Origin of the sequence: Achromobacter agilis (genome assembly GCF_900496965.1) — a bacterium.
Lineage (GTDB): Bacteria > Pseudomonadota > Gammaproteobacteria > Burkholderiales > Burkholderiaceae_B > Achromobacter > Achromobacter agilis.
Window position 1 is genome coordinate 90,473 of the sequence record NZ_UFQB01000009.1, and the last position, 17,123, is coordinate 107,595.

General features: G+C 68.7%; 18 protein-coding genes. 12 read left to right on the forward strand and 6 right to left on the reverse strand.

What is annotated here, in order from left to right; all coding sequences use genetic code 11:
- The 6 genes from AGI3411_RS12975 (at position 1) to AGI3411_RS13000 (ending at position 5,363) form a co-directional block, all read left to right on the forward strand.
- Entirely contained in the window at positions 1–801 is an 801-nt protein-coding gene (locus AGI3411_RS12975) for an ABC transporter permease (protein ID WP_129527782.1), read from the forward strand.
- Positions 801–1,958 (forward strand): NAD(P)/FAD-dependent oxidoreductase, encoded by a 1,158-nt coding sequence (locus AGI3411_RS12980; RefSeq protein ID WP_165359162.1) that lies wholly within the window; start codon positions 801–803, stop codon positions 1,956–1,958. The genes AGI3411_RS12975 and AGI3411_RS12980 overlap by 1 nt, the downstream gene beginning before the upstream one ends.
- Positions 1,942–2,250, forward strand: coding sequence for a (2Fe-2S)-binding protein (locus AGI3411_RS12985; RefSeq protein ID WP_129527783.1), 309 nt, complete (start codon positions 1,942–1,944; stop codon positions 2,248–2,250). Before AGI3411_RS12980 ends, AGI3411_RS12985 begins: the two co-directional genes overlap by 17 nt.
- Complete coding sequence (locus AGI3411_RS12990; RefSeq protein WP_129527784.1) at positions 2,247–3,689, forward strand: FAD/NAD(P)-dependent oxidoreductase; 1,443 nt, start codon at positions 2,247–2,249, stop codon at positions 3,687–3,689. The genes AGI3411_RS12985 and AGI3411_RS12990 overlap by 4 nt, the downstream gene beginning before the upstream one ends.
- 127 nt (positions 3,690–3,816) lie before the next feature.
- A complete protein-coding gene (locus tag AGI3411_RS12995; RefSeq protein ID WP_129527785.1) occupies positions 3,817–4,980 on the forward strand; it encodes an NAD(P)/FAD-dependent oxidoreductase in 1,164 nt (387 codons plus the stop codon).
- The gene (locus AGI3411_RS13000) at positions 4,977–5,363 is read left to right on the forward strand and encodes a RidA family protein (protein WP_129527786.1); all 387 of its coding nucleotides are present in this window, start codon (positions 4,977–4,979) and stop codon (positions 5,361–5,363) included. The genes AGI3411_RS12995 and AGI3411_RS13000 overlap by 4 nt, the downstream gene beginning before the upstream one ends.
- On the opposite strand, the gene AGI3411_RS13005 is transcribed toward AGI3411_RS13000, so the two are convergent.
- The 5 genes from AGI3411_RS13005 to AGI3411_RS13025 all read right to left on the reverse strand — a co-directional run bounded on the left by AGI3411_RS13005 (position 5,338) and on the right by AGI3411_RS13025 (position 11,397).
- The gene (locus AGI3411_RS13005; RefSeq protein WP_129527787.1) at positions 5,338–6,618 is read right to left on the reverse strand and encodes an amidohydrolase family protein; all 1,281 of its coding nucleotides are present in this window, start codon (positions 6,616–6,618) and stop codon (positions 5,338–5,340) included. The genes AGI3411_RS13000 and AGI3411_RS13005 overlap by 26 nt on opposite strands.
- 156 nt (positions 6,619–6,774) lie before the next feature.
- Positions 6,775–7,725: an ABC transporter permease gene (locus AGI3411_RS13010; RefSeq protein ID WP_129527788.1), complete on the reverse strand. Its 951-nt coding sequence runs from the start codon at positions 7,723–7,725 to the stop codon at positions 6,775–6,777.
- Between the two features lie 10 nt (positions 7,726–7,735).
- The gene (locus tag AGI3411_RS13015; protein WP_129527789.1) at positions 7,736–8,806 is read right to left on the reverse strand and encodes an ABC transporter permease; all 1,071 of its coding nucleotides are present in this window, start codon (positions 8,804–8,806) and stop codon (positions 7,736–7,738) included.
- A gap of 36 nt (positions 8,807–8,842) precedes the next feature.
- Positions 8,843–10,372, reverse strand: coding sequence for an ABC transporter ATP-binding protein (locus AGI3411_RS13020; RefSeq protein WP_129527790.1), 1,530 nt, complete (start codon positions 10,370–10,372; stop codon positions 8,843–8,845).
- Positions 10,369–11,397 carry a BMP family protein gene (locus AGI3411_RS13025; protein WP_129527791.1) on the reverse strand — a complete coding sequence of 343 codons (1,029 nt, stop codon included), beginning with the start codon at positions 11,395–11,397 and terminating at the stop codon, positions 10,369–10,371. The genes AGI3411_RS13020 and AGI3411_RS13025 overlap by 4 nt, the downstream gene beginning before the upstream one ends.
- A gap of 474 nt (positions 11,398–11,871) precedes the next feature.
- Here AGI3411_RS13025 and AGI3411_RS13030 point away from each other — a divergent pair, with 474 nt between their 5' ends.
- From AGI3411_RS13030 to AGI3411_RS13055, 6 genes are all read left to right on the forward strand, one after another.
- Positions 11,872–12,801 (forward strand): DedA family protein/thiosulfate sulfurtransferase GlpE, encoded by a 930-nt coding sequence (locus AGI3411_RS13030; RefSeq protein WP_129527792.1) that lies wholly within the window; start codon positions 11,872–11,874, stop codon positions 12,799–12,801.
- 50 nt (positions 12,802–12,851) lie between these two features.
- Positions 12,852–13,778: a 2-dehydropantoate 2-reductase gene (gene panE / locus AGI3411_RS13035; RefSeq protein WP_129527793.1), complete on the forward strand. Its 927-nt coding sequence runs from the start codon at positions 12,852–12,854 to the stop codon at positions 13,776–13,778.
- 266 nt (positions 13,779–14,044) lie between these two features.
- Entirely contained in the window at positions 14,045–14,656 is a 612-nt protein-coding gene (locus AGI3411_RS13040; RefSeq protein ID WP_129527794.1) for an NAD(P)-dependent oxidoreductase, read from the forward strand.
- Between the two features lie 148 nt (positions 14,657–14,804).
- A complete protein-coding gene (locus AGI3411_RS13045) occupies positions 14,805–15,263 on the forward strand; it encodes a nuclear transport factor 2 family protein (RefSeq protein WP_129527795.1) in 459 nt (152 codons plus the stop codon).
- A gap of 44 nt (positions 15,264–15,307) precedes the next feature.
- A complete protein-coding gene (locus tag AGI3411_RS13050; protein WP_165359163.1) occupies positions 15,308–15,877 on the forward strand; it encodes a flavin reductase family protein in 570 nt (189 codons plus the stop codon).
- A gap of 4 nt (positions 15,878–15,881) precedes the next feature.
- Positions 15,882–16,385 (forward strand): nucleoside 2-deoxyribosyltransferase, encoded by a 504-nt coding sequence (locus AGI3411_RS13055; RefSeq protein ID WP_129527796.1) that lies wholly within the window; start codon positions 15,882–15,884, stop codon positions 16,383–16,385.
- Here the strand turns inward: AGI3411_RS13055 and AGI3411_RS13060 are convergent.
- Complete coding sequence (locus tag AGI3411_RS13060) at positions 16,382–17,050, reverse strand: TetR/AcrR family transcriptional regulator (protein ID WP_129527797.1); 669 nt, start codon at positions 17,048–17,050, stop codon at positions 16,382–16,384. The genes AGI3411_RS13055 and AGI3411_RS13060 overlap by 4 nt on opposite strands.
- Between the last annotated feature and the right edge of the window lie 73 nt (positions 17,051–17,123).

Consider the following 17,123-nt stretch of genomic DNA (forward strand, 5'->3'; position numbering starts at 1 on the left):
ATGCAATTCAAGAACGGCCCCATCGGCCTGCTGTTCCACACGCTGTTCATCCTCTTCATCCTGGCGCCCATCGTCATGGTCTGCGCGGTGGCGTTCACGTCGGAAGGGTTTATCTCCCTGCCTTCGGGCGGCCTGTCCCTGCGCTGGTTCCGGGCCATCCTGGACAACCCGCGCTTCATCGAAGCGTTCTGGTTCAGCCTGGGCCTGGGTACGCTGTCGGCCAGCCTGGCGATCGTGCTAGCGGTGCCCAGCGCGCTGGCGCTGGCCCGCAACCGCTTCCGCGGCCGCGAGGCGCTGGTGGCGTTCTTCCTGTCGCCGCTGATGATTCCGCATGTGGTGCTGGGCCTGGCCTTCCTGAAGTTCTTCACGACGGTGGACCTGGCGGGCACCTATGTGGGCCTGGTCGTGGCGCACGTGATCCTGGTCATGCCTTACGCGCTGCGCCTGGTGCTGGCGTCGGCCACGGGCATCGACCCGGCGCTGGAACGCGCCGCGCAATCGCTGGGCGCGTCCAACTGGACGGCGTTCCGGCGCGTGGTGCTGCCGTTGCTGCTGCCCGGCGTCGTCAGCGGCTGGGTGATCGCGTTCATCACGAGCTTCGATGAACTGACCATGTCCATCTTCATTGCATCGCCGTCCACGACCACGCTGCCGGTGCGCATCTTCCTGCATATCGAAGACACGATCGACCCGCTGGTGACCGCGGTGTCGGCCGTGCTGATCTACGTGACGATCATCGCCATATTCATCCTGGACCGTGTGGTCGGCCTGGAGAAGCTGTTTGTAGGAAAGGGACGCTAATGACGGACGAGAAAGAACTGGCGCCGCGCGCGCCCGCGCATCGCGGGATATACGACGCGGCGGTGATCGGCGGCGGGCTGGTCGGGTCGGCCATTGCCTATGGCCTGCGGCGCGAGCTGGACCACGTGGCCGTGCTGGACGAAGGCGACGTGGCGTATCGGGCCTCGCGCGGCAACTTCGGGCTGGTGTGGGTGCAGAGCAAGGGCATGGGCCTGCCGCGCTATGGTGTATGGACCATGACCTCGGCGTCGGGCTGGCCCCGGCTTGCCGCGCAGCTGCTCGACGAGACCGGCGTGGATGTGCACCTGGAACAGCGCGGGGGCCTGCATGCGCTGCTGAGCGAAGAAGAGCTGGAGGCCCGCGTCAAGTTCATGCAGACCCTGCTGGCGCAGCCGGGCATGGCGAAATACGACTGGAAGCTGCTCGATCGGGCGGAGGTCGCCGATCTGGTGCCGGGAATCGGCCCGGACGTGCGCGGCGCCACCTGGACGCCGGTGGACGGCATCGCCAATCCCTTGAAGCTGCTGCGCGCGCTGCACACGAGTTTTGCACAGCGGGTTGTGGATTACCTGCCGCGCCGTCCGGCGCAGCGCATCCGTCAGCGCGATGGGGTGTTCGAAATCGACACGCCCGCCGGCACCGTGCGCACGCGCAAGCTCGTGCTGGCCTCGGGCCTGTCGAACAAGGCGCTTGGCGCCCAGGTCGGCCTGGACGTGCCAGTACGCCCGCAGCGCGGCCAGATCGTGGTGCTGGAGCGCACGCGCCGCATGCTCGAGACGCCGCTGTCTACCCTGCGCCAGACCGACGAAGGCACCTGGCTGATTGGCGATTCGCAAGAAGAGGCGGGTTATGCGGACAACCAGGTCGGCCTGCCCATCCTGGGCACGCTGGCCGACCGCGCCGTGCGCACCCTGCCCGCGCTGCGCGACGTGCGCGTCGTGCGCAGCTGGGCGGCGCTGCGCGTGATGTCCAAGGACGGTTTTCCCATCTATCAGCAATCCGAAACGTGCCCGGAGGCATTCGTCGCCACCTGCCATAGCGGCGTGACGCTGGCCGCCGCGCACGCGCTCAATCTGGCGCCCATGATCGCCGCCGGCTCGCTGGCCGACGACATGGCGCCCTTCTCGACCCGGAGGTTCCATGTTCAAGAGGCTTGACGAAGCGCAGCGCCAGGCGCAGGGCGCGCCGGTGCGCGTAACGGTCAACGGGGCCGAACTGCAATGCCGCCAGGGCGACAGCGTGGCCGCGGCGTTGTTCGCCGGCGGCGTGCAGGCCTGTCGCGACACCGCTGTGAACGAGGTGCCGCGCGGGCCCTATTGCATGATGGGCGTGTGCTACGACTGCCTGGTCACCATCGACGGCCAGGCGAACCAGCAGGGCTGCATGACGGCCGTGCGCGAGGGAATGAAGATCGAGCGCCAGCTGGGCGCGCGCAAGGTGCAGGCATGATCGATACGACGCAATGCGATTTGCTGGTGGTGGGCGCGGGCCCGGCGGGACTGGCGGCGGCGACGCTGGCCGCTAAGCTGGGCGTGGACACGGTGCTGCTGGACGAACAACCGGCGCCGGGCGGCCAGATCTATCGCGCCATCACGACCACGCCCGTGACGGACCGGAACATCCTCGGCCAGGACTACTGGCACGGCGCGTCGCTGGTGGCGCCCTTTCAGCAATCCGGCGCGCGCTACGTGCCGGGCGCCACCGTGTGGGCGGTGGCCGAGCGCACCGCGCCGGAACCGGAGAAGGGCTTCGAGGTGGCTTACTCGGTGGCGGGCGAGGCGCGCATCGTGCACGCGCGCCGGCTGCTGCTGGCCACCGGCGCCCAGGAGCGCCCCTTTCCGATTCCGGGCTGGACCCTGCCCGGGGTCATTACCGCGGGCGCCGCGCAGATCCTGCTGAAGTCCGCGGGCGTCGTGCCCGCCGACCGCACGGTGCTGGCCGGCAGCGGTCCGTTGCTGTACCTGGTGGCCTGGCAATACCTGAACGCGGGGGTGAAGATCGACGCCCTGCTCGAAACCACGCCGCCGGGACGCATCAGCCAGGCTCTGCCCAAGATCTGGGGTTTCCTGCGCTCGCCCTACCTGGGCAAGGGCTTGAAGCTGTTGCGCGCGGTCAAGAATGCGGTGCCGATCACGCGCGGCGTGACGGCACTGGAGGCGATCGGCGAGGGCAAGCTGCAAAGCGTGCGCTACACGGCCGGCGGGGTCACCAGGACGCTGCCCGCGGAACAGCTGATGCTGCATCAGGGCGTGGTGCCCAATGTGAACCTGTCGCGCGCGGTGGGGGCGGAGCACCGCTGGAACGCGGCGCTGGACTGCTGGGAGCCGCAGGCCGACGAATGGGGCCTGACCTCGGTGGACGGCATCGGCATGGCGGGCGACGGCGCGGGCATCGCGGGCGCGCTGGCAGCCGAGCATCGCGGCCGCCTGGCGGCCTTGCAGGCGGCCCATCTGCTGGGCCGTATCGATGTGGCCGCGCGCGACCGCGAGGCCGCGGCGCCCCGCGGCGCGCTGGCCCGGGCCGTGCGCGGCCGCGAGTTCTTCGACACCCTGTACAGGGCGCCCGATGCCTTCCGGCGACCCACCGGCGACACCATCGTATGCCGCTGCGAAGAAGTCACCGCGGCGCAGGTGCGCGACACCGTCAAGCTGGGATGCAGCGGGCCCAACCAGATGAAGGCCTTCCTGCGTTGCGGCATGGGCCCCTGCCAGGGCCGGTTCTGCGGGCTGACGGTGTCGGAGATCATCGCCGAGGAGCGGGGCGTGCCGATGCAGGAGGTGGGTTATTACCGCCTGCGGTTCCCGACCAAGCCGCTGACCCTGGGAGAGCTTGCATCGCTGCCGCAGACGGACGATTCCCGGCAAGCCGTTGTCCGCCTGAAGAGGTAAACCCACCCCCTAAGCGCTGCGCGCGCCCCCTCGAGGGGGCGACGCCTGAAGACCGGCGGAGCCGGATCTTCGGCGTCCCCGCTGTGAACTGCGCTCCTGGGGCGAGTACTTGAAAAAGGGAATAGACATGACCGGTGCCACGCGGTCGGCGGAAGTCATCATCATCGGCGGGGGGCTGCACGGCAGTTCGGCGGCGCTGCATCTGGCGCGCGCGGGCGTGCGGGCGCTGGTGATCGAGAAAAACTACGTGGGCCGTCACGCCTCGGGCGTGAACGCGGGCGGCGTGCGCACCCTGTCGCGGCATCTGGCCGAGGTGCCGCTGGCCCTGGCCTCGCGCGAGCTCTGGTACCGCATCGGCGAGCTGGTGGACGATGATTGCGGCTTCGAGCAGCACGGCCAGGTGCGCGTGGCGGAGAACGCCGAGGATGCCGCCCTGCTGCGCGCCCGCCTGCAAACCATGACAGACCACGGCTACACCCACGAGCAGTGGATAAGTCCAGAAGACCTGCGGACGCTGATTCCGGCGCTGGCGCCCACGGTGCAAGGCGGGCTGATCGCGCGCGAGGATGCCGCCGCGGACCCCTACCGCAGCACCCTGGCTTTCCGCATGAAGGCGGCCAGCCTGGGGGCCCGCTTCCTGGAAGGCGTGCGCGTGCTTGCGGTGACGCGCCGCGACGGACAGTGGCGCGTGGAGACGGACGCCGGCACGTATACGGCGCCGCAGGTGCTGAACTGCGCGGGCGCCTGGGCCGATCGCATCGCGGCGCAATGGGGCGAACCGGTGCCGCTGACCGCGATCAGCCCCATGATGCTCGTAACGCTGCGCATGGACCATTTCCTGGATCCGGTGGTGCTGGGTACGGGCCGCGCGCTGTCGTTCAAGCAGCGCTCGAACGGCACGGTGCTGATCGGCGGCGGGCGGCGGGCCTGGGTGGACCGCGACGCGGAATGGACCGAGCTGGATTTCCGTTCGCTGGCCGAAGGCGCGCGCACGGTGTGCGACCTGTTTCCGCACATGCGGGACGCGGTGGTGAACCGGGGCTGGGCAGGCATCGAGGCGGCCATGCCGGACGAGATTCCCGTCATCGGTCGCAGCAGCCGCCACGAGACCGCCTTCCATGCTTTTGGATTTTCGGCCCACGGCTTCGAACTGGGTCCTATCGTGGGCCGCATCATGGCCGACCTGATCACGACCGGCGCGACCGGCCTGCCGATCGCGCCGTTCAGGATTGAACGTTTTACGGACCCCTCATCGGGGCCGGATTCATCCCCAAAGGAGCAAGACCAATGACTGATATCGTGCGCAAGGATTCCAACCAGCGCCTCAGCCGCATCGTGATCCACGGCGACACGGTGTACGTGGCGGGCGTAACGTCATCGGCGGCCGGCGGCATCGCCGAGCAGACGCGCGACGCGCTGGCAAAGATAGACGGCTATCTGGCGCAGGCCGGCACGGACAAATCGCGCCTGCTGTCCGTGCAGATCTGGCTGAAGGACATCGACCGCGACTTCGCCGGCATGAACGCCGTGTGGGCGGAGTGGGCATTGCCCAACGCCATGCCCACCCGCGCCACCTGCGAGGCCAAGCTCGCCGCGCCGGAACTGCTGGTCGAGATCATCGTGACCGCGGCGCGGCGGCCCGGGTTCGTCAGCGGGCCGGTGTCTGAAAGCTGACCTGGCCGGGGCGTCCGGGCAGGTTCAGGGTGGCGGTGGCGGGCGGCGTGGTCGCGATCACGTTGCCGCCGCGCATCACCATCAGGCGGGTGGCGCGCAGGCGCAGCGCCTCGACCGGGTCGCGCGCCTGCAGCAGCACCAGGTCGGCGCGCTTGCCGACCGCCAGCCCCGTTTCGTCCAACCCGAGGATCTGCGCGGGCGTGGCGGTCACCGCCTCGAAACAGGCGCGCATGGCGTCCTGGCCCGTCATCTGGGCGACGTGCAGGCCCATGTGCGCCACCTCCAGCATGTCGCCGGAGCCCAGGCTGTACCAGGGGTCCATCACGCAATCATGACCAAAGGCCACCGGCACGCCGGCGGCCAGCAGTTCCGGCACGCGCGTCATGCCGCGGCGCTTCGGATACGTGTCGTGGCGGCCCTGCAGCGTGATGTTGATCAGCGGATTGGCGATCGCGGCCACGCCGGCCTCGCGCATCAGCGGAATCAGTTTGGACACGTAGTAGTTGTCCATGGAATGCATGGACGTCAGGTGCGAGCCCGTGACGCGGCCCTGCAGCCCGAGGCGTTGCGTGTGGTAGGCCAGCGTTTCGATATGGCGTGACAGCGGATCGTCGCTTTCGTCGCAGTGCATGTCCACGCGCAGGCCGCGTTCGGCCGCCAGTTCGCACAGAATGCGCACGGATTCGGCGCCGTCCTGCATGGTGCGTTCGAAGTGGGGAATGCCGCCCACCACGTCCACGCCCATGTCCAGCGCTCGCTTCAGGTTGTCCAGCGCGCCGGGCGCGCGCAGCACGCCGTCCTGCGGGAACGCGACCAGCTGCAGATCCAGGTAGGGTTTGACGCGTTCGCGCACGTGCAGCAGCGCTTCCACGGCCAGCAGGCGCGGGTCGCACACATCGACGTGCGAGCGGATCGCCAGCAGGCCCTTTGCGGCGGCCCAGTCGCAGTACGCCAGCGCGCGTTCCACCAGCGCCTCCTGGGTCAGCAGCGGCTTGAGCTCGCCCCACAGCGCAATGCCTTCCAGCAGCGTGCCCGACTGGTTCACGCGCGGCAGGCCGAAGGACAGCGTGGAATCCATGTGGAAGTGGGCGTCCACGAAGGGCGGCGACACCAGCTGGCCGCCCGCGTCCACCGTTTGTGCGGCCTCGGCCTTCAGCGCCGGCTCCAAGGCCGCGATGCGGCCGCCGGCGATGCCGATGTCGATGTTGTGGCGGCCGTCCGGCAACGCACAGTTTCTAAGGATCAGATCGAGCATGGAGTTCTCTGTGGAAAAATTTTCAGTCGTTCATGGTAATGCGCAAGCCCTCGGCGGCATTAAACAGGTGCCCCACAATCGGGGTTGCACGGAGCCGGCTCCGCCGGTCCGTCGCGACGCCCCCTTGAGGGGGAGCGCGCAGCGCTTCGGGGGACCCTACCGTTCACCCTTGCGATAGGGCTTCATCAGGGCCTGCGGGTAGGCGGCGCGGCGCGCCATCACCACCAGGGCGAGAATGGACAGGATATAGGGCAGCATCAGATAGACCTGGTACGGCAGTTCGGGCAAGCCGGGCAAGGCCGCGCCGCCCTGCTGCATGCGCAGCTGCAAGGCGTCGAAGAAAGCGAATATCAGGGCGCCCAGCAGCGCCTTGCCGGGGCGCCACGACGCGAACACCACCAGCGCCACGCAGACCCAGCCGCGGCCGTTGACCATGTTGAAGAAGAAGGCGTTGAACGCGGCCAGCGTCAGGAAGCTGCCGGCCACGCCCATCAGCGCCGAGCCGGCCACGATGGCGCTCATGCGCAGGCGCGTCACCGACAGGCCCTGTCCTTCGGCGGCCGCCGGATTCTCGCCCACCATGCGGATCGCCAGGCCGACCGGCGTGCGGTTCAGCACCCAGGCGAGTATCGGCACGGCGGCCAGCGCGATCAGCGTCATGGGCGTCTGCCCCGCCAGCACCGGTCCAATGAGCGGAATGCCGTCCAGGAACTTCATTTCGGCGAACGGGGTGATCGTGGGCGGCGTATTTACGCTGGGGAAGGTGACGCGGTACGCGAAATAGCTGAGGCTGGTGGCCAGCAGGGTTACGCCCAGGCCGGAAACGTGTTGCGACAGGCCCAGCGGCACGGTCAGCACCGCGTGCAACAGGCCGAAGACGGCGCCCGCGAGGGCCGCGGCCAGCACGCCCACGTAGAGCGGCGCACCCAGGTACACCGCCAGCCAGCCCGTGAAGGCGCCGGCCACCATGATGCCTTCGATGCCCAGGTTGAGGACGCCGGCGCGTTCGCACAGCAGCACGCCCAGCGTCCCCAGTATCAGCGGCGTGGCCAGGCGCAGCACGGCGACCCAGAAGGCCGGGGAACTCATCAGATCCATCCATTCCATGGCGCGCTCCTCAGGCCTGGCTGCGCAGGCGGTACTGCGCGAATAACGTCGCGACCAGCATGGCGAGCAACGAGGTGGCGACGATGACGTCGGCGATGTAGTTCGGGACGGCGATGGCGCGGCTCATGCTGTCCGCGCCCACCAGCATGCCGGCGACGAAGAGGCTGGCCAGGATCACGCCCAGCGGGTGCAGGCCCGCCAGCATGGCGACCACGACGCCCGTGTAGCCATAGCCCGGCGACATGTCCAGGGTGACGTAGCTGGTGCGGCCCGCCACCTCGATCGCGCCCGCCAGGCCGGCCAGCGCGCCGGACAGCATGGCGGTGCCCAGCATGACGCGGTTCACGGGCAGCCCCAGGAAACGCGAGGCGTGGGCATTGGCGCCCACAGCGCGCATCTGGAAACCGAACACGGTGTAGCGGTTCAGCAGCCACAGGCCCAGCGCCAGGCCGGCGGCCCAGAGCAGGCCCGTATGGGCGCGCGTGCGTTCGATCAGTTTGCCCAGCTCCAGGTCGCCATTGAGCGCCACGGATTGCGGCCAGCCCATGGCCATCGGGTCTTTCATCGGGCCGTCCAGCATCATCGAGACGAACAGCAGCACGATGAAGTTGCCCAGCAGCGTAGTGACCACTTCGTCCACGCCGAGGCGGGTCTTCAGCAGCGCGGGAATGAGCAACAGCAAGGCGCCCGCGAGCGCGGCGGCCAGCATCATGCCCGCGAACAGCGCGGGCACCGGCAGGTCGAAGCCCGTGCCGTCATGCAGGCCGCCCACGGCGACCGCCGCCAGCGCGCCCAGATACAGCTGGCCCTCGGCCCCGATGTTGTAGAAGCGGGCGCGGAACGCCACGGCGCAGGCCAGGCCCGTCAGCATCAGCGGCGTGGCGCGCGTGAGCGTTTCGGACAGGGCGAAGCGCGAGCCGAACGCGCCTTCGAACAGCAGCGCGTAGGTGCGGCCCACGGGAGCGCCCGCCCACGCCACCAGCAGGGTGCAGACCGCCAGGGTAAAAAGGATGGCCGCGATGGGGGCCAAGGCCAGCGCCAGCCGGCTGGGCTCGGGGCGGCGTTCCAGGATCAGTTTCATGCGAAAAATGCTCAATAGAGAGGCGCTGACGGTCCGTCAGACGCGGGTGCCCGTCATGGCCAGGCCCACCGTGGCGGGCGTCCAGTCGGCTACCGGTTTGACGGCGACCAGCTTGCCGCCGCACAGCACGGCGATGCGGTCGGCCAGCGCGAAGATCTCTTCCAGGTCCTCGGACACCAGCAGCACGCCGGCGCCGCGCTTGCGGGCCGCCAGGAGCTGCTCGCGCACATAGGCCACCGCGCCGATGTCCAGGCCCCAGGTGGGTTGGTCGGCCACGATGAAGCGCGGCTCGCGCGCCAGCGTGCGGCCCAGGATCAGCTTCTGCATATTGCCGCCGGACAGGCTGCGCGTGCGCACGTCCAGCGAGGCCGCGCGCACGTCGAACTGTTTGGCGAGCGACGCGGCGTACGCCTTGCCCGCGCGCGCGCGGATCAGGCCGTAGCGCGCGAAGCGCTTGTCCTTCAGGTCTTCGACGATGGCGTTCTCCCACAAGGGGCTGTCGCCGATCATGCCTTCGCCGTGGCGGTCCTCCGGGATGCGGCCGACCCGCGCGGCCGTCCAGCCGGCCGGCGTCGTGGGCGCGGCAGCGTGCTCGGGGCCCAGGCGTACCGTGCCGTCGGACGGCTGGCGCAGCCCGGTCAGCACCGAGACCAGCGCCTGCTGGCCGTTGCCGGCCACGCCCGCGATGGCGACGATTTCATGTTCATGCACCACCAGGTCCAGGCCGTCCAGGCGCAGCGCGCCGTCGCGGCCGTCGCGCACGGAGACCTGCGACAGGGTGACGACGGGCGCGGTCCGCTCGGCCGCCGCCACGGCTTCGGCGTGCGGCATGACGACCTTGCGGCCCACCATCAGTTCCGCAAGCTCCGCGGGGCTGGTGCCGGCGGTATCGCGTTCGGCGACCAGCTTGCCCTGGCGCAGCACGGCCACGCGGCGCGACACGGCCATCACTTCGTCCAGCTTGTGCGAAATGAAGATCACGGCCAGGCCTTCGTCGACGAAGCCGCGCAGGGTGGCGAACAGGTCCTGCACTTCCTGCGGCGTGAGCACGGCGGTGGGCTCGTCCAGGATCAGCACGCGGGCGCCGCGGTAGAGCGCCTTCAGGATTTCGACCCGCTGTTTCTCGCCGACGGACAGCGTGCCGACCCGCGCGTCCGGATCCACGCCCAGGCCGAAACGCTGGCCCAGCTCGACCAGGCGCTTGCGCGCCCTGCCGCGGCCTGACGCCAGCTTCCACAGGGATTCCGTGCCGACCATGATGTTGTCCAGCACGGTCAGGTTGTCCGCCAGCGTGAAGTGCTGGTGCACCATGCCCACGCCGGCCGCCAGCGCGGCGTCGGGCCGGCCGGCGGGCAGGGGCTTGCCGAAGACCTCGATGCCTCCGGCGTCGGCCACGTAGTGGCCGAACAGGATCGACACCAGGGTCGATTTGCCGGCGCCGTTCTCGCCCAGCAGGGCCAACACCTCGCCCTGGGCGAGCGTAAGCGATATGCCGTCGTTGGCCGTCAGGCTGCCGAAGCGTTTGGTGATCCCCGTCAGTCGCAGGGCGAGAGGCGCTTGGTTCATCGTGCCGAGGACTTGGGTTCTTTGTCGTTGACCTTCACGCTGAAGCTGCCGTCCAGGATGGCCTTCTGCCTGGCTTCCACCTTGGCGATCAGGTCGGCCGGGATCTTGGCCGCGAACGTGCCCAGCGGCGCCAGCGACGAGCCCTTGTGCTTCATCAGCGAATACTGGCCGTAATCGTCGGCCTTGAAGGTGCCGGCCTTGACCTGCTTGAGCGCCTCGTCGATGGTCGGCTCCATGCTCCACAGGGCCGAGGCCACCACGGTCTCGGGGTACTGGGGCTGCGTGTCGATCACGTTGCCGATGGCGAGCTTGCCGCGTTCCTTCGCGGCGTCCGAGACGCCGAAACGCTCGGCGTAAAGCACGTCAGCGCCCTTGTCGATCATCGCGAAGGCGGCTTCCTTGGCCTTCGGGGGATCGAACCAGGAGCCGATGAACGTCACGGTGAATTCGGCTTGCGGATTCACTTCTTTGGCGCCGTCGATGAAGGCCTGCATCAGGCGGTTCACTTCAGGGATGGGATAGCCGCCTACCAGGCCGATCTTGCCGGTCTTGCTCATGCCGGCGGCGATCATGCCGGTCAGGTAGGCGGGTTCCTGGATGTAGTTGTCGAACACCGAGAAGTTGGGCTGCTGGGGCTTGCCGGACGAACCCATCAGGAATGCCGTCTGCGGGTAGTCCTTGGCCACCTTGCGGGCGGCGGCTTCCACCGCGAAGGCCTCGCCCACCACCAGCTTGTTGCCCTGTTCCGCGTACTGGCGCATCACACGCTCGTAGTCGGCGTTGGTGACGTTTTCCGAGAACGTGTAGTCGATCTCGCCGCGATCGCGGGCGGCCGTCAGCGCCTTGTGGATGCGCGACACCCATTGCTGTTCGACCGGCACCGTGTAGATGGCGGCGACCTTGGTCTTGGCGGGCGCCTGGGCGTGGGCAGCGCCGGAGAACAGCAGCGCGCCGGCGGCGGCGGCGGCCAGCTTGAGCAGGCCGCGGCGGGCGATGCCGCCGGACAGGGGGAACAGGGCTTTCATGCGGGTGACTCCTACGCGGGGAGGGAAAGGGATCGGGGGTGTTGCGGGCGCGCCGCGGCGGGTGCCGCGCCGCCAGGGACACGATCGCGCGCGCTGTTGCGGCCCGGCGCCAGATGGCGGCCGCCGGCGGGCAAGCCGGGACGAGCGGTCGGAAACGAGGGCGTGGGATCGGTCATTGGACGGGAGCGTACGGAGGCGCGTCCCGTCCGAAGGGGCGGATTCGCAGCCAGTCCGAGCGAAGCAAGTTGTATGCCATGGGGCATTCCCGCGACAAGTCGGGGAAACCTGATGGCCGGGCAGGATTATAGGCACCCTGGCGGGGAATCGCGGCACCGGCGTGGTGCGAGCTGTCCCAAGGGGTGGACAGCGCGCGCCTGGAACGGGCCGTTGCGGCGCGAAAGCGCGCCCGGCGCGGGTTCGCGCGTCTAAAATCCGATCATGAGCCGCGCGCGGCGCGGCGAGCTGGAAGGCCTCATGCAAGACATTCAATTGCTGCTCGAACAGTACGGCGGGTGGCTGGTGTTCGCCAATGTGCTGGTGGAGCAGGCCGGTTTGCCGGTGCCCGCCTACCCTATGCTGATCGCGGCCGGCGCCCTGGGTGGCGCGGGCGGCTGGGCCGTGCCCTGGCTGGCGGCCACGGCCGCCTGCCTGCTGGCCGACACGCTCTGGTACGTGGCCGGCCGGCGCTACGGCTCGCGCCTGCTGGGCGTGATCTGCAAGATGTCGCTGTCGCAGGACTCCTGCATCCGCCAGACGCAGCGCCTGTATCTGCGCATCGGCGTCCGGGCGCTGCTGGTCTGCAAGTTCCTGCCGGGCGCGGGGGCGCTGTCCACCGTCATGGCGGGCCTGACGGGCACCGCCTACCGCCGCTTCCTGGTCTACGACCTGGCCGGGTCCCTGATCTGGGTGGGCTCGGCCCTGCTCCTGGGCGGCCTGTTCCACAACGTCGTGAACGATGTCCTCGAGATCCTGGGCACCTATGGCGCGATGGGCCTGGGCCTGCTGGCGGCGGTGCTGGCGCTGTACATCCTGGCGCGCTTCCTGCGGCGCCGGATCCTGTTGCGCAGCCTGCGCGTCATCCCCCGCCTGTCGGTGGATGAGCTGATGCAGTGGCGCGAGGATGGCCGCAACACGCTCGTCTTCGACGTGCGGCCCGAGGCGGTGCGCGACGAGCAGCGGATCCCGGGCGCGATCGCGGTGGACCTGAAGGCGCCCCTGCCCAAGCTGGACGCCGGGGCGCTGGATTCCGACATCGTCGTCTATTGCGCCTGCCCCAACGAGGTCTCGGCGGCGCTGCTGGCGTCGCGGCTGCGCGCCGCCGGCTATCCCAACACCTGGGCCCTGCGCGGCGGATACGAGGCCTGGGCCGAGCACAAGCGCGCCGCGCCCGCGCAAGGCGCATAATTCCGCCATCGGCCCGCGCTGTCGGCGCAGGGCCCTGACAGGAGACAGACATGCGGTTGTTGTTCTTGGGCGCTGGCGGCACCGGCGGGTATTTCGGAGGGCGCGCCGCCCAGGCCGGCGCGGACGTGACATTCCTGGTGCGCGAGCCGCGCGCCGCGCGCATCCGCGAGCAGGGGTTGCGCATCCAGAGCCCGCTGGGCGATGCCACGCTGCATCCCCAACTGGCCACGCAGCAGACCCTGCAGGGCAGCTACGACGTCGTGGTGCTCAGCTGCAAGGCCTATGACCTGCCCAGCGCCATCGAAGCGATCCGCCCCGCGATCGGGCCGGACACGGCCGTGCTGCCCATCATGAACGGGGTGCTGCAATACGATGTGCTGGACCGCGAATTCGAGCCCCATCGCGTGCTGGGCGGCCTTTGCCAGATCAACGCCACGCTCGGCCCCGAGGGCGAAGTGGTGCACCTGGGCAAGCACGCCAGCATCGTCTTCGGCGAACGCGCGGGCCCGGCGCGCAGCGCGCGCTGCGAAGCGCTGGAGCAGGCGCTGGCCGGCGGCGAGTATTCCTGCCGCCTGAGCGGCGAGATCTACCAGGACATCTGGGAAAAGTACGTGTTCCTGACCACGCTGGCGGCCGCCACCTGCATGATGCGCGGGTCCGTCGGGCAAATTGCCTCCACCGATGACGGCCTCGACATCCTGCGCACGCTGCTGCAGGAATCGCAGGCCGTCGCCGCCGCGTCCGGCCACGCGGTCCGGCCCGAAGCCGACGCGTCGGCGCGCAAGATCCTGACCGATCCCACGCAGCCCATGACCGCCTCGATGTTCCGGGACCTGCGCCAGGGCCTGCCGGTCGAGGCCGACCACATCGTGGGCGACATGCTCCGCCGCGCCCGCACGCTGGGCGTGGACGCGACCTACCTGCGCACCGCTTACGCGCATCTGCAGGTCTACCAGGCGCAGCGGGCCGCCGGCTGAGCGCCCCCCGCCCCCGGTTCGCGGCCCCTGTTCAAGCGGGGCCGCGGAGCGCAAACTGGCAGGGCGGCCCGAACCGATCGATTTGCCGCCATGGCGCCCTTCTTGCTTGGTTTTCGCAAGATTGGTGCATGAAATGCAAAAAACTCTTCCGCTTTAGCGGGTTTTTTGATCGGATTTGACCGAATAGTATGGCTTTGCCTGAGCTGGACGCGCAGCGCCGCATGGTGCGGCGGCCGACCCGGCTTCCCTTTCCAAGGAGCAAGACCATGAAAGTCGCATTGATCGGAATTACCGGCCGCGTGGGTTCGCGCGTGGCGGATGAGTTGCTCAAGCGCGGCCACCAGGTCACGGGTATCGCCCGCAACCTGTCCGACGTGAATCCCCAGCCCGGCCTGACCATCAAGCAGGGCGACGCCACGGATCCGGAGGCGCTGACCTCGATCCTGGCCGGCCACGACGCCGTGATCAGCGCGTCGCGCTTTGTTTCCTCCGACGCCAAGCCCCTGCTTCATGCCGTGAAGGACGCCGGCGTGCCGCGCCTGCTGGTGGTGGGGGGCGCGGGCAGCCTGCAGGTGGCGCCCGGCAAGATGCTGATCGATACGCCCGAGTTCCCGGACGCCTACAAGCCCGAGGCTCGCGCCGGCGTGGTGTTCCTGGACGTGCTGCGCCAGGAAAAGGTGCTGAACTGGACGTTCCTGTCGCCTTCCGCGCTGTTCGAGCCGGGCGAGCGCACCGGCAAGTTCCGCGTCGGCGACGATACCCTGCTGGCCGACGATGAGGGCAAGAGCTGGATCTCCATGGAAGACTATGCGATAGCGCTGGCCGACGAACTGGAGACGCCCAAGCACTCGCGCCGCCGCTATACCGTCGGCTATTGATCCGATGGCATGCCGTCCTCGGGCGGCCGGGAAAATTGGGGCCTGGGCAAGGCCCCTTTTTCCATTGCGGGAAAGGTCACGGTGTCCGCGTATTTATTTGTAAACTGGCAGACCGCGCCAACCGGCGTCATGACCTGAGTCGTCCTGTATGCGTATGAAGTTGAAATCGTTGGCCTTCTGTATGCTGGTTGCCGCCGCCACCCTGGCGATCGCGCCCGCGCGCGCGGCCGCGCCCGAGTCCAACAAGGACATCGTGGTGGCCTTCTTCCGCATGATGTTCCAGGACCGCGACATCGACGAGGCGGTGCGCCGGTATGTCGGCCCCGGCTATACGCAGCACAATCCGTACATGCAGGACGGCATTGAGCCCATGGTGGATTTCTTCCCGGCCTACTTCGAGCAGCATCCGCAGTCCGTCGTCGAGATCAAGCGGGTGATCGCCGAGGGCGACCTGGTAATGATCCACAACCTGTGGCGCGATTCGCCGGAAGACCGCGGCCAGGCCGTGGTGGATATCTTCCGGGTGGAGAACGGCAAGATCGTCGAGCATTGGGACGTGAGCCAGGAGATTCCCGAGAATCCGGCCAACCAGAACGGCATGTTCTAGCGTCGGCCCCCCAAAGGCCCATTCGTCCTGAAAGGAAGCGGATCATGTCCCGCATCGAGCCCGTCCAACTGCCGCGCGCCTACCTGCTGCTGAACCACGGCCCCACCGTGCTGGTGACCAGCGCGCACGGCGAGGCCCGCAACGTCATGGCCGCGGCCTGGGCCATGCCCTTGGATTTCAGTCCGCCCAAGATGCTGGTGGTGGTGGACAAGAACACCTACACGCGCGAGCTGATCGAAGCGTCCGGCGAGTTCGCGCTGTGCATTCCCTCGCGCGCGCAGGCCCAGGCCACGCTGCAGGTGGGATCGCATTCCGGGCGCGGCGAAGACAAGTTCCAGGCCAGCGGCCTGGCGACGTTTCCGGCCAGCAAGATCGGCGCGCCGCTGGTCAGCGGCTGCCTGGGCTGGCTGGAGTGCCGGGTCGTGCCCGAGCCGCACAACCAGCAGGCCTACGATCTGTTCATCGGCGAAGTCGTAGCCGCCTGGGCCGCGCCGGAAGTGTTTTCGGGCAACCGCTGGCATTTCCCGGACGACGAGCGCCGCTCGGTCCATTATCTGGCCGGTGGTTCCTTCTTCGCCACGGGCGAAGCCTTCAACGTCTCCGATCCGGAGTAGTCCCATGCGCAGCGTGTATCTCGCCGGTTTCGACGTGTTCCTGCCCGATGCCCAGGCGCACGGCGAAAGGCTGAAGGCGCTGTGCGCCGCCCATGGTTTCGAAGGCCTGTTCCCCCTGGATAATCAGGCGCCCCGGGACCTGTCCGGCCCGGCGCTGGCGCAATGGATCTATCGCGAGAACGTCGCCCTGATCCGCCGCGCCGACATGGTAATGGCCAACCTGAACCCGTTCCGCGGCGCCGAGCCCGATTCCGGGACGGCGTTCGAGGTGGGCTACGCCATCGCCTGCGGCAAACCCGTCTGGGGCCATACCCGGCAGGCCGGATCGCTGATCGACCAGGTGGCTGTCGGGGCGGCGGCAGACGATGGCGTATCGCGCATGGTGGATGCGGAGGGCTACACCGTCGAAGACTTCGGGCTGGGCCTGAACCTGATGCTGGCGTGCAGCGCCCGCATCGTCCAGGGCGAGGCCGCCGACTGCCTGGCCCGCATGGCCGAGGCGCCCTAGCGGCGCACCGTTTTGGCCGCCGCCTTGCGCGGCGCCGGCCGGCCCGCGGCGGCGGGCGTGCCCAGGTATCCCATCACCGCATCGACCACCGCCTGTTCCAGCTGCTCCGGCGAGAAGCCGGCGGGCGGCTCCAGCGCCGCCGCGTGCACCAGCGATTCCATGATGCGCAGCACCACGTAGGTCGCCAGGTCGCGGTCCTGCTGCGCGATCTCGCCGCGATGGAACTCCAGCAGGTGCCGCATGCGGCGATGGATGTCCTGGTCGGCGCGGCTGTGTTCGTGCGGCTGGTCGAATAGCGGAAACTCCCGTTCCAGCACGCGGTGCAGCGCGGGTTCCAGTAAATGCGCATGCAGCATGGCCTGCACGATGGCCGCGACGCGCTCCCGCAGCGTGGCGGCGGGATTGCTGTCCAGGACCTCGTCGATGACGTCCAGCATCTGGTTGTCGTGGCGGTCGTGCAGCGCGGCGATCAGCGCGTTCTTGTTGGGAAAGTACTGGTACAGCGAACCGACGCTGACGCCGGCGGTTTCCGCGATCAGGTTGGTATTGGTGCCGGCATAGCCATGCGTGGCCAAAACGCGAGCCGTGGCTTGCAGAATCGTATCCACGGTGTGCTGGGATCTGAGCTGGCGCGGCGATTTCCGGGGCTGTGGGATGGCGGTCATGGGCGAGATAAAAGGCGAGTATAAAACATGAGCAATGGCTCATAAAATTTCCGTCAGGCGATCCCGAAGGCCG

What these genes read in the sequence shown, in the direction of transcription:
- AGI3411_RS12985 (WP_129527783.1), top strand. Translation starts at nt 1,942, where the DNA reads ATGTTCAAGAGGCTTGACGAAGCGCAGCGCCAGGCGCAGGGCGCGCCG.
- AGI3411_RS12980 (WP_165359162.1), top strand. Translation starts at nt 801, where the DNA reads ATGACGGACGAGAAAGAACTGGCGCCGCGCGCGCCCGCGCATCGCGGG.
- panE (WP_129527793.1), top strand. Translation starts at nt 12,852, where the DNA reads ATGCGGTTGTTGTTCTTGGGCGCTGGCGGCACCGGCGGGTATTTCGGA.
- AGI3411_RS13020 (WP_129527790.1), bottom strand. Translation starts at nt 10,372, where the DNA reads ATGAACCAAGCGCCTCTCGCCCTGCGACTGACGGGGATCACCAAACGC.
- AGI3411_RS12990 (WP_129527784.1), top strand. Translation starts at nt 2,247, where the DNA reads ATGATCGATACGACGCAATGCGATTTGCTGGTGGTGGGCGCGGGCCCG.
- AGI3411_RS13025 (WP_129527791.1), bottom strand. Translation starts at nt 11,397, where the DNA reads ATGAAAGCCCTGTTCCCCCTGTCCGGCGGCATCGCCCGCCGCGGCCTG.
- AGI3411_RS13005 (WP_129527787.1), bottom strand. Translation starts at nt 6,618, where the DNA reads ATGCTCGATCTGATCCTTAGAAACTGTGCGTTGCCGGACGGCCGCCAC.
- AGI3411_RS12975 (WP_129527782.1), top strand. Translation starts at nt 1, where the DNA reads ATGCAATTCAAGAACGGCCCCATCGGCCTGCTGTTCCACACGCTGTTC.
- AGI3411_RS13000 (WP_129527786.1), top strand. Translation starts at nt 4,977, where the DNA reads ATGACTGATATCGTGCGCAAGGATTCCAACCAGCGCCTCAGCCGCATC.
- AGI3411_RS13050 (WP_165359163.1), top strand. Translation starts at nt 15,308, where the DNA reads ATGTCCCGCATCGAGCCCGTCCAACTGCCGCGCGCCTACCTGCTGCTG.
- AGI3411_RS13045 (WP_129527795.1), top strand. Translation starts at nt 14,805, where the DNA reads ATGCGTATGAAGTTGAAATCGTTGGCCTTCTGTATGCTGGTTGCCGCC.
- AGI3411_RS12995 (WP_129527785.1), top strand. Translation starts at nt 3,817, where the DNA reads ATGACCGGTGCCACGCGGTCGGCGGAAGTCATCATCATCGGCGGGGGG.
- AGI3411_RS13010 (WP_129527788.1), bottom strand. Translation starts at nt 7,725, where the DNA reads ATGGAATGGATGGATCTGATGAGTTCCCCGGCCTTCTGGGTCGCCGTG.
- AGI3411_RS13055 (WP_129527796.1), top strand. Translation starts at nt 15,882, where the DNA reads ATGCGCAGCGTGTATCTCGCCGGTTTCGACGTGTTCCTGCCCGATGCC.
- AGI3411_RS13015 (WP_129527789.1), bottom strand. Translation starts at nt 8,806, where the DNA reads ATGAAACTGATCCTGGAACGCCGCCCCGAGCCCAGCCGGCTGGCGCTG.
- AGI3411_RS13030 (WP_129527792.1), top strand. Translation starts at nt 11,872, where the DNA reads ATGCAAGACATTCAATTGCTGCTCGAACAGTACGGCGGGTGGCTGGTG.
- AGI3411_RS13040 (WP_129527794.1), top strand. Translation starts at nt 14,045, where the DNA reads ATGAAAGTCGCATTGATCGGAATTACCGGCCGCGTGGGTTCGCGCGTG.
- AGI3411_RS13060 (WP_129527797.1), bottom strand. Translation starts at nt 17,050, where the DNA reads ATGACCGCCATCCCACAGCCCCGGAAATCGCCGCGCCAGCTCAGATCC.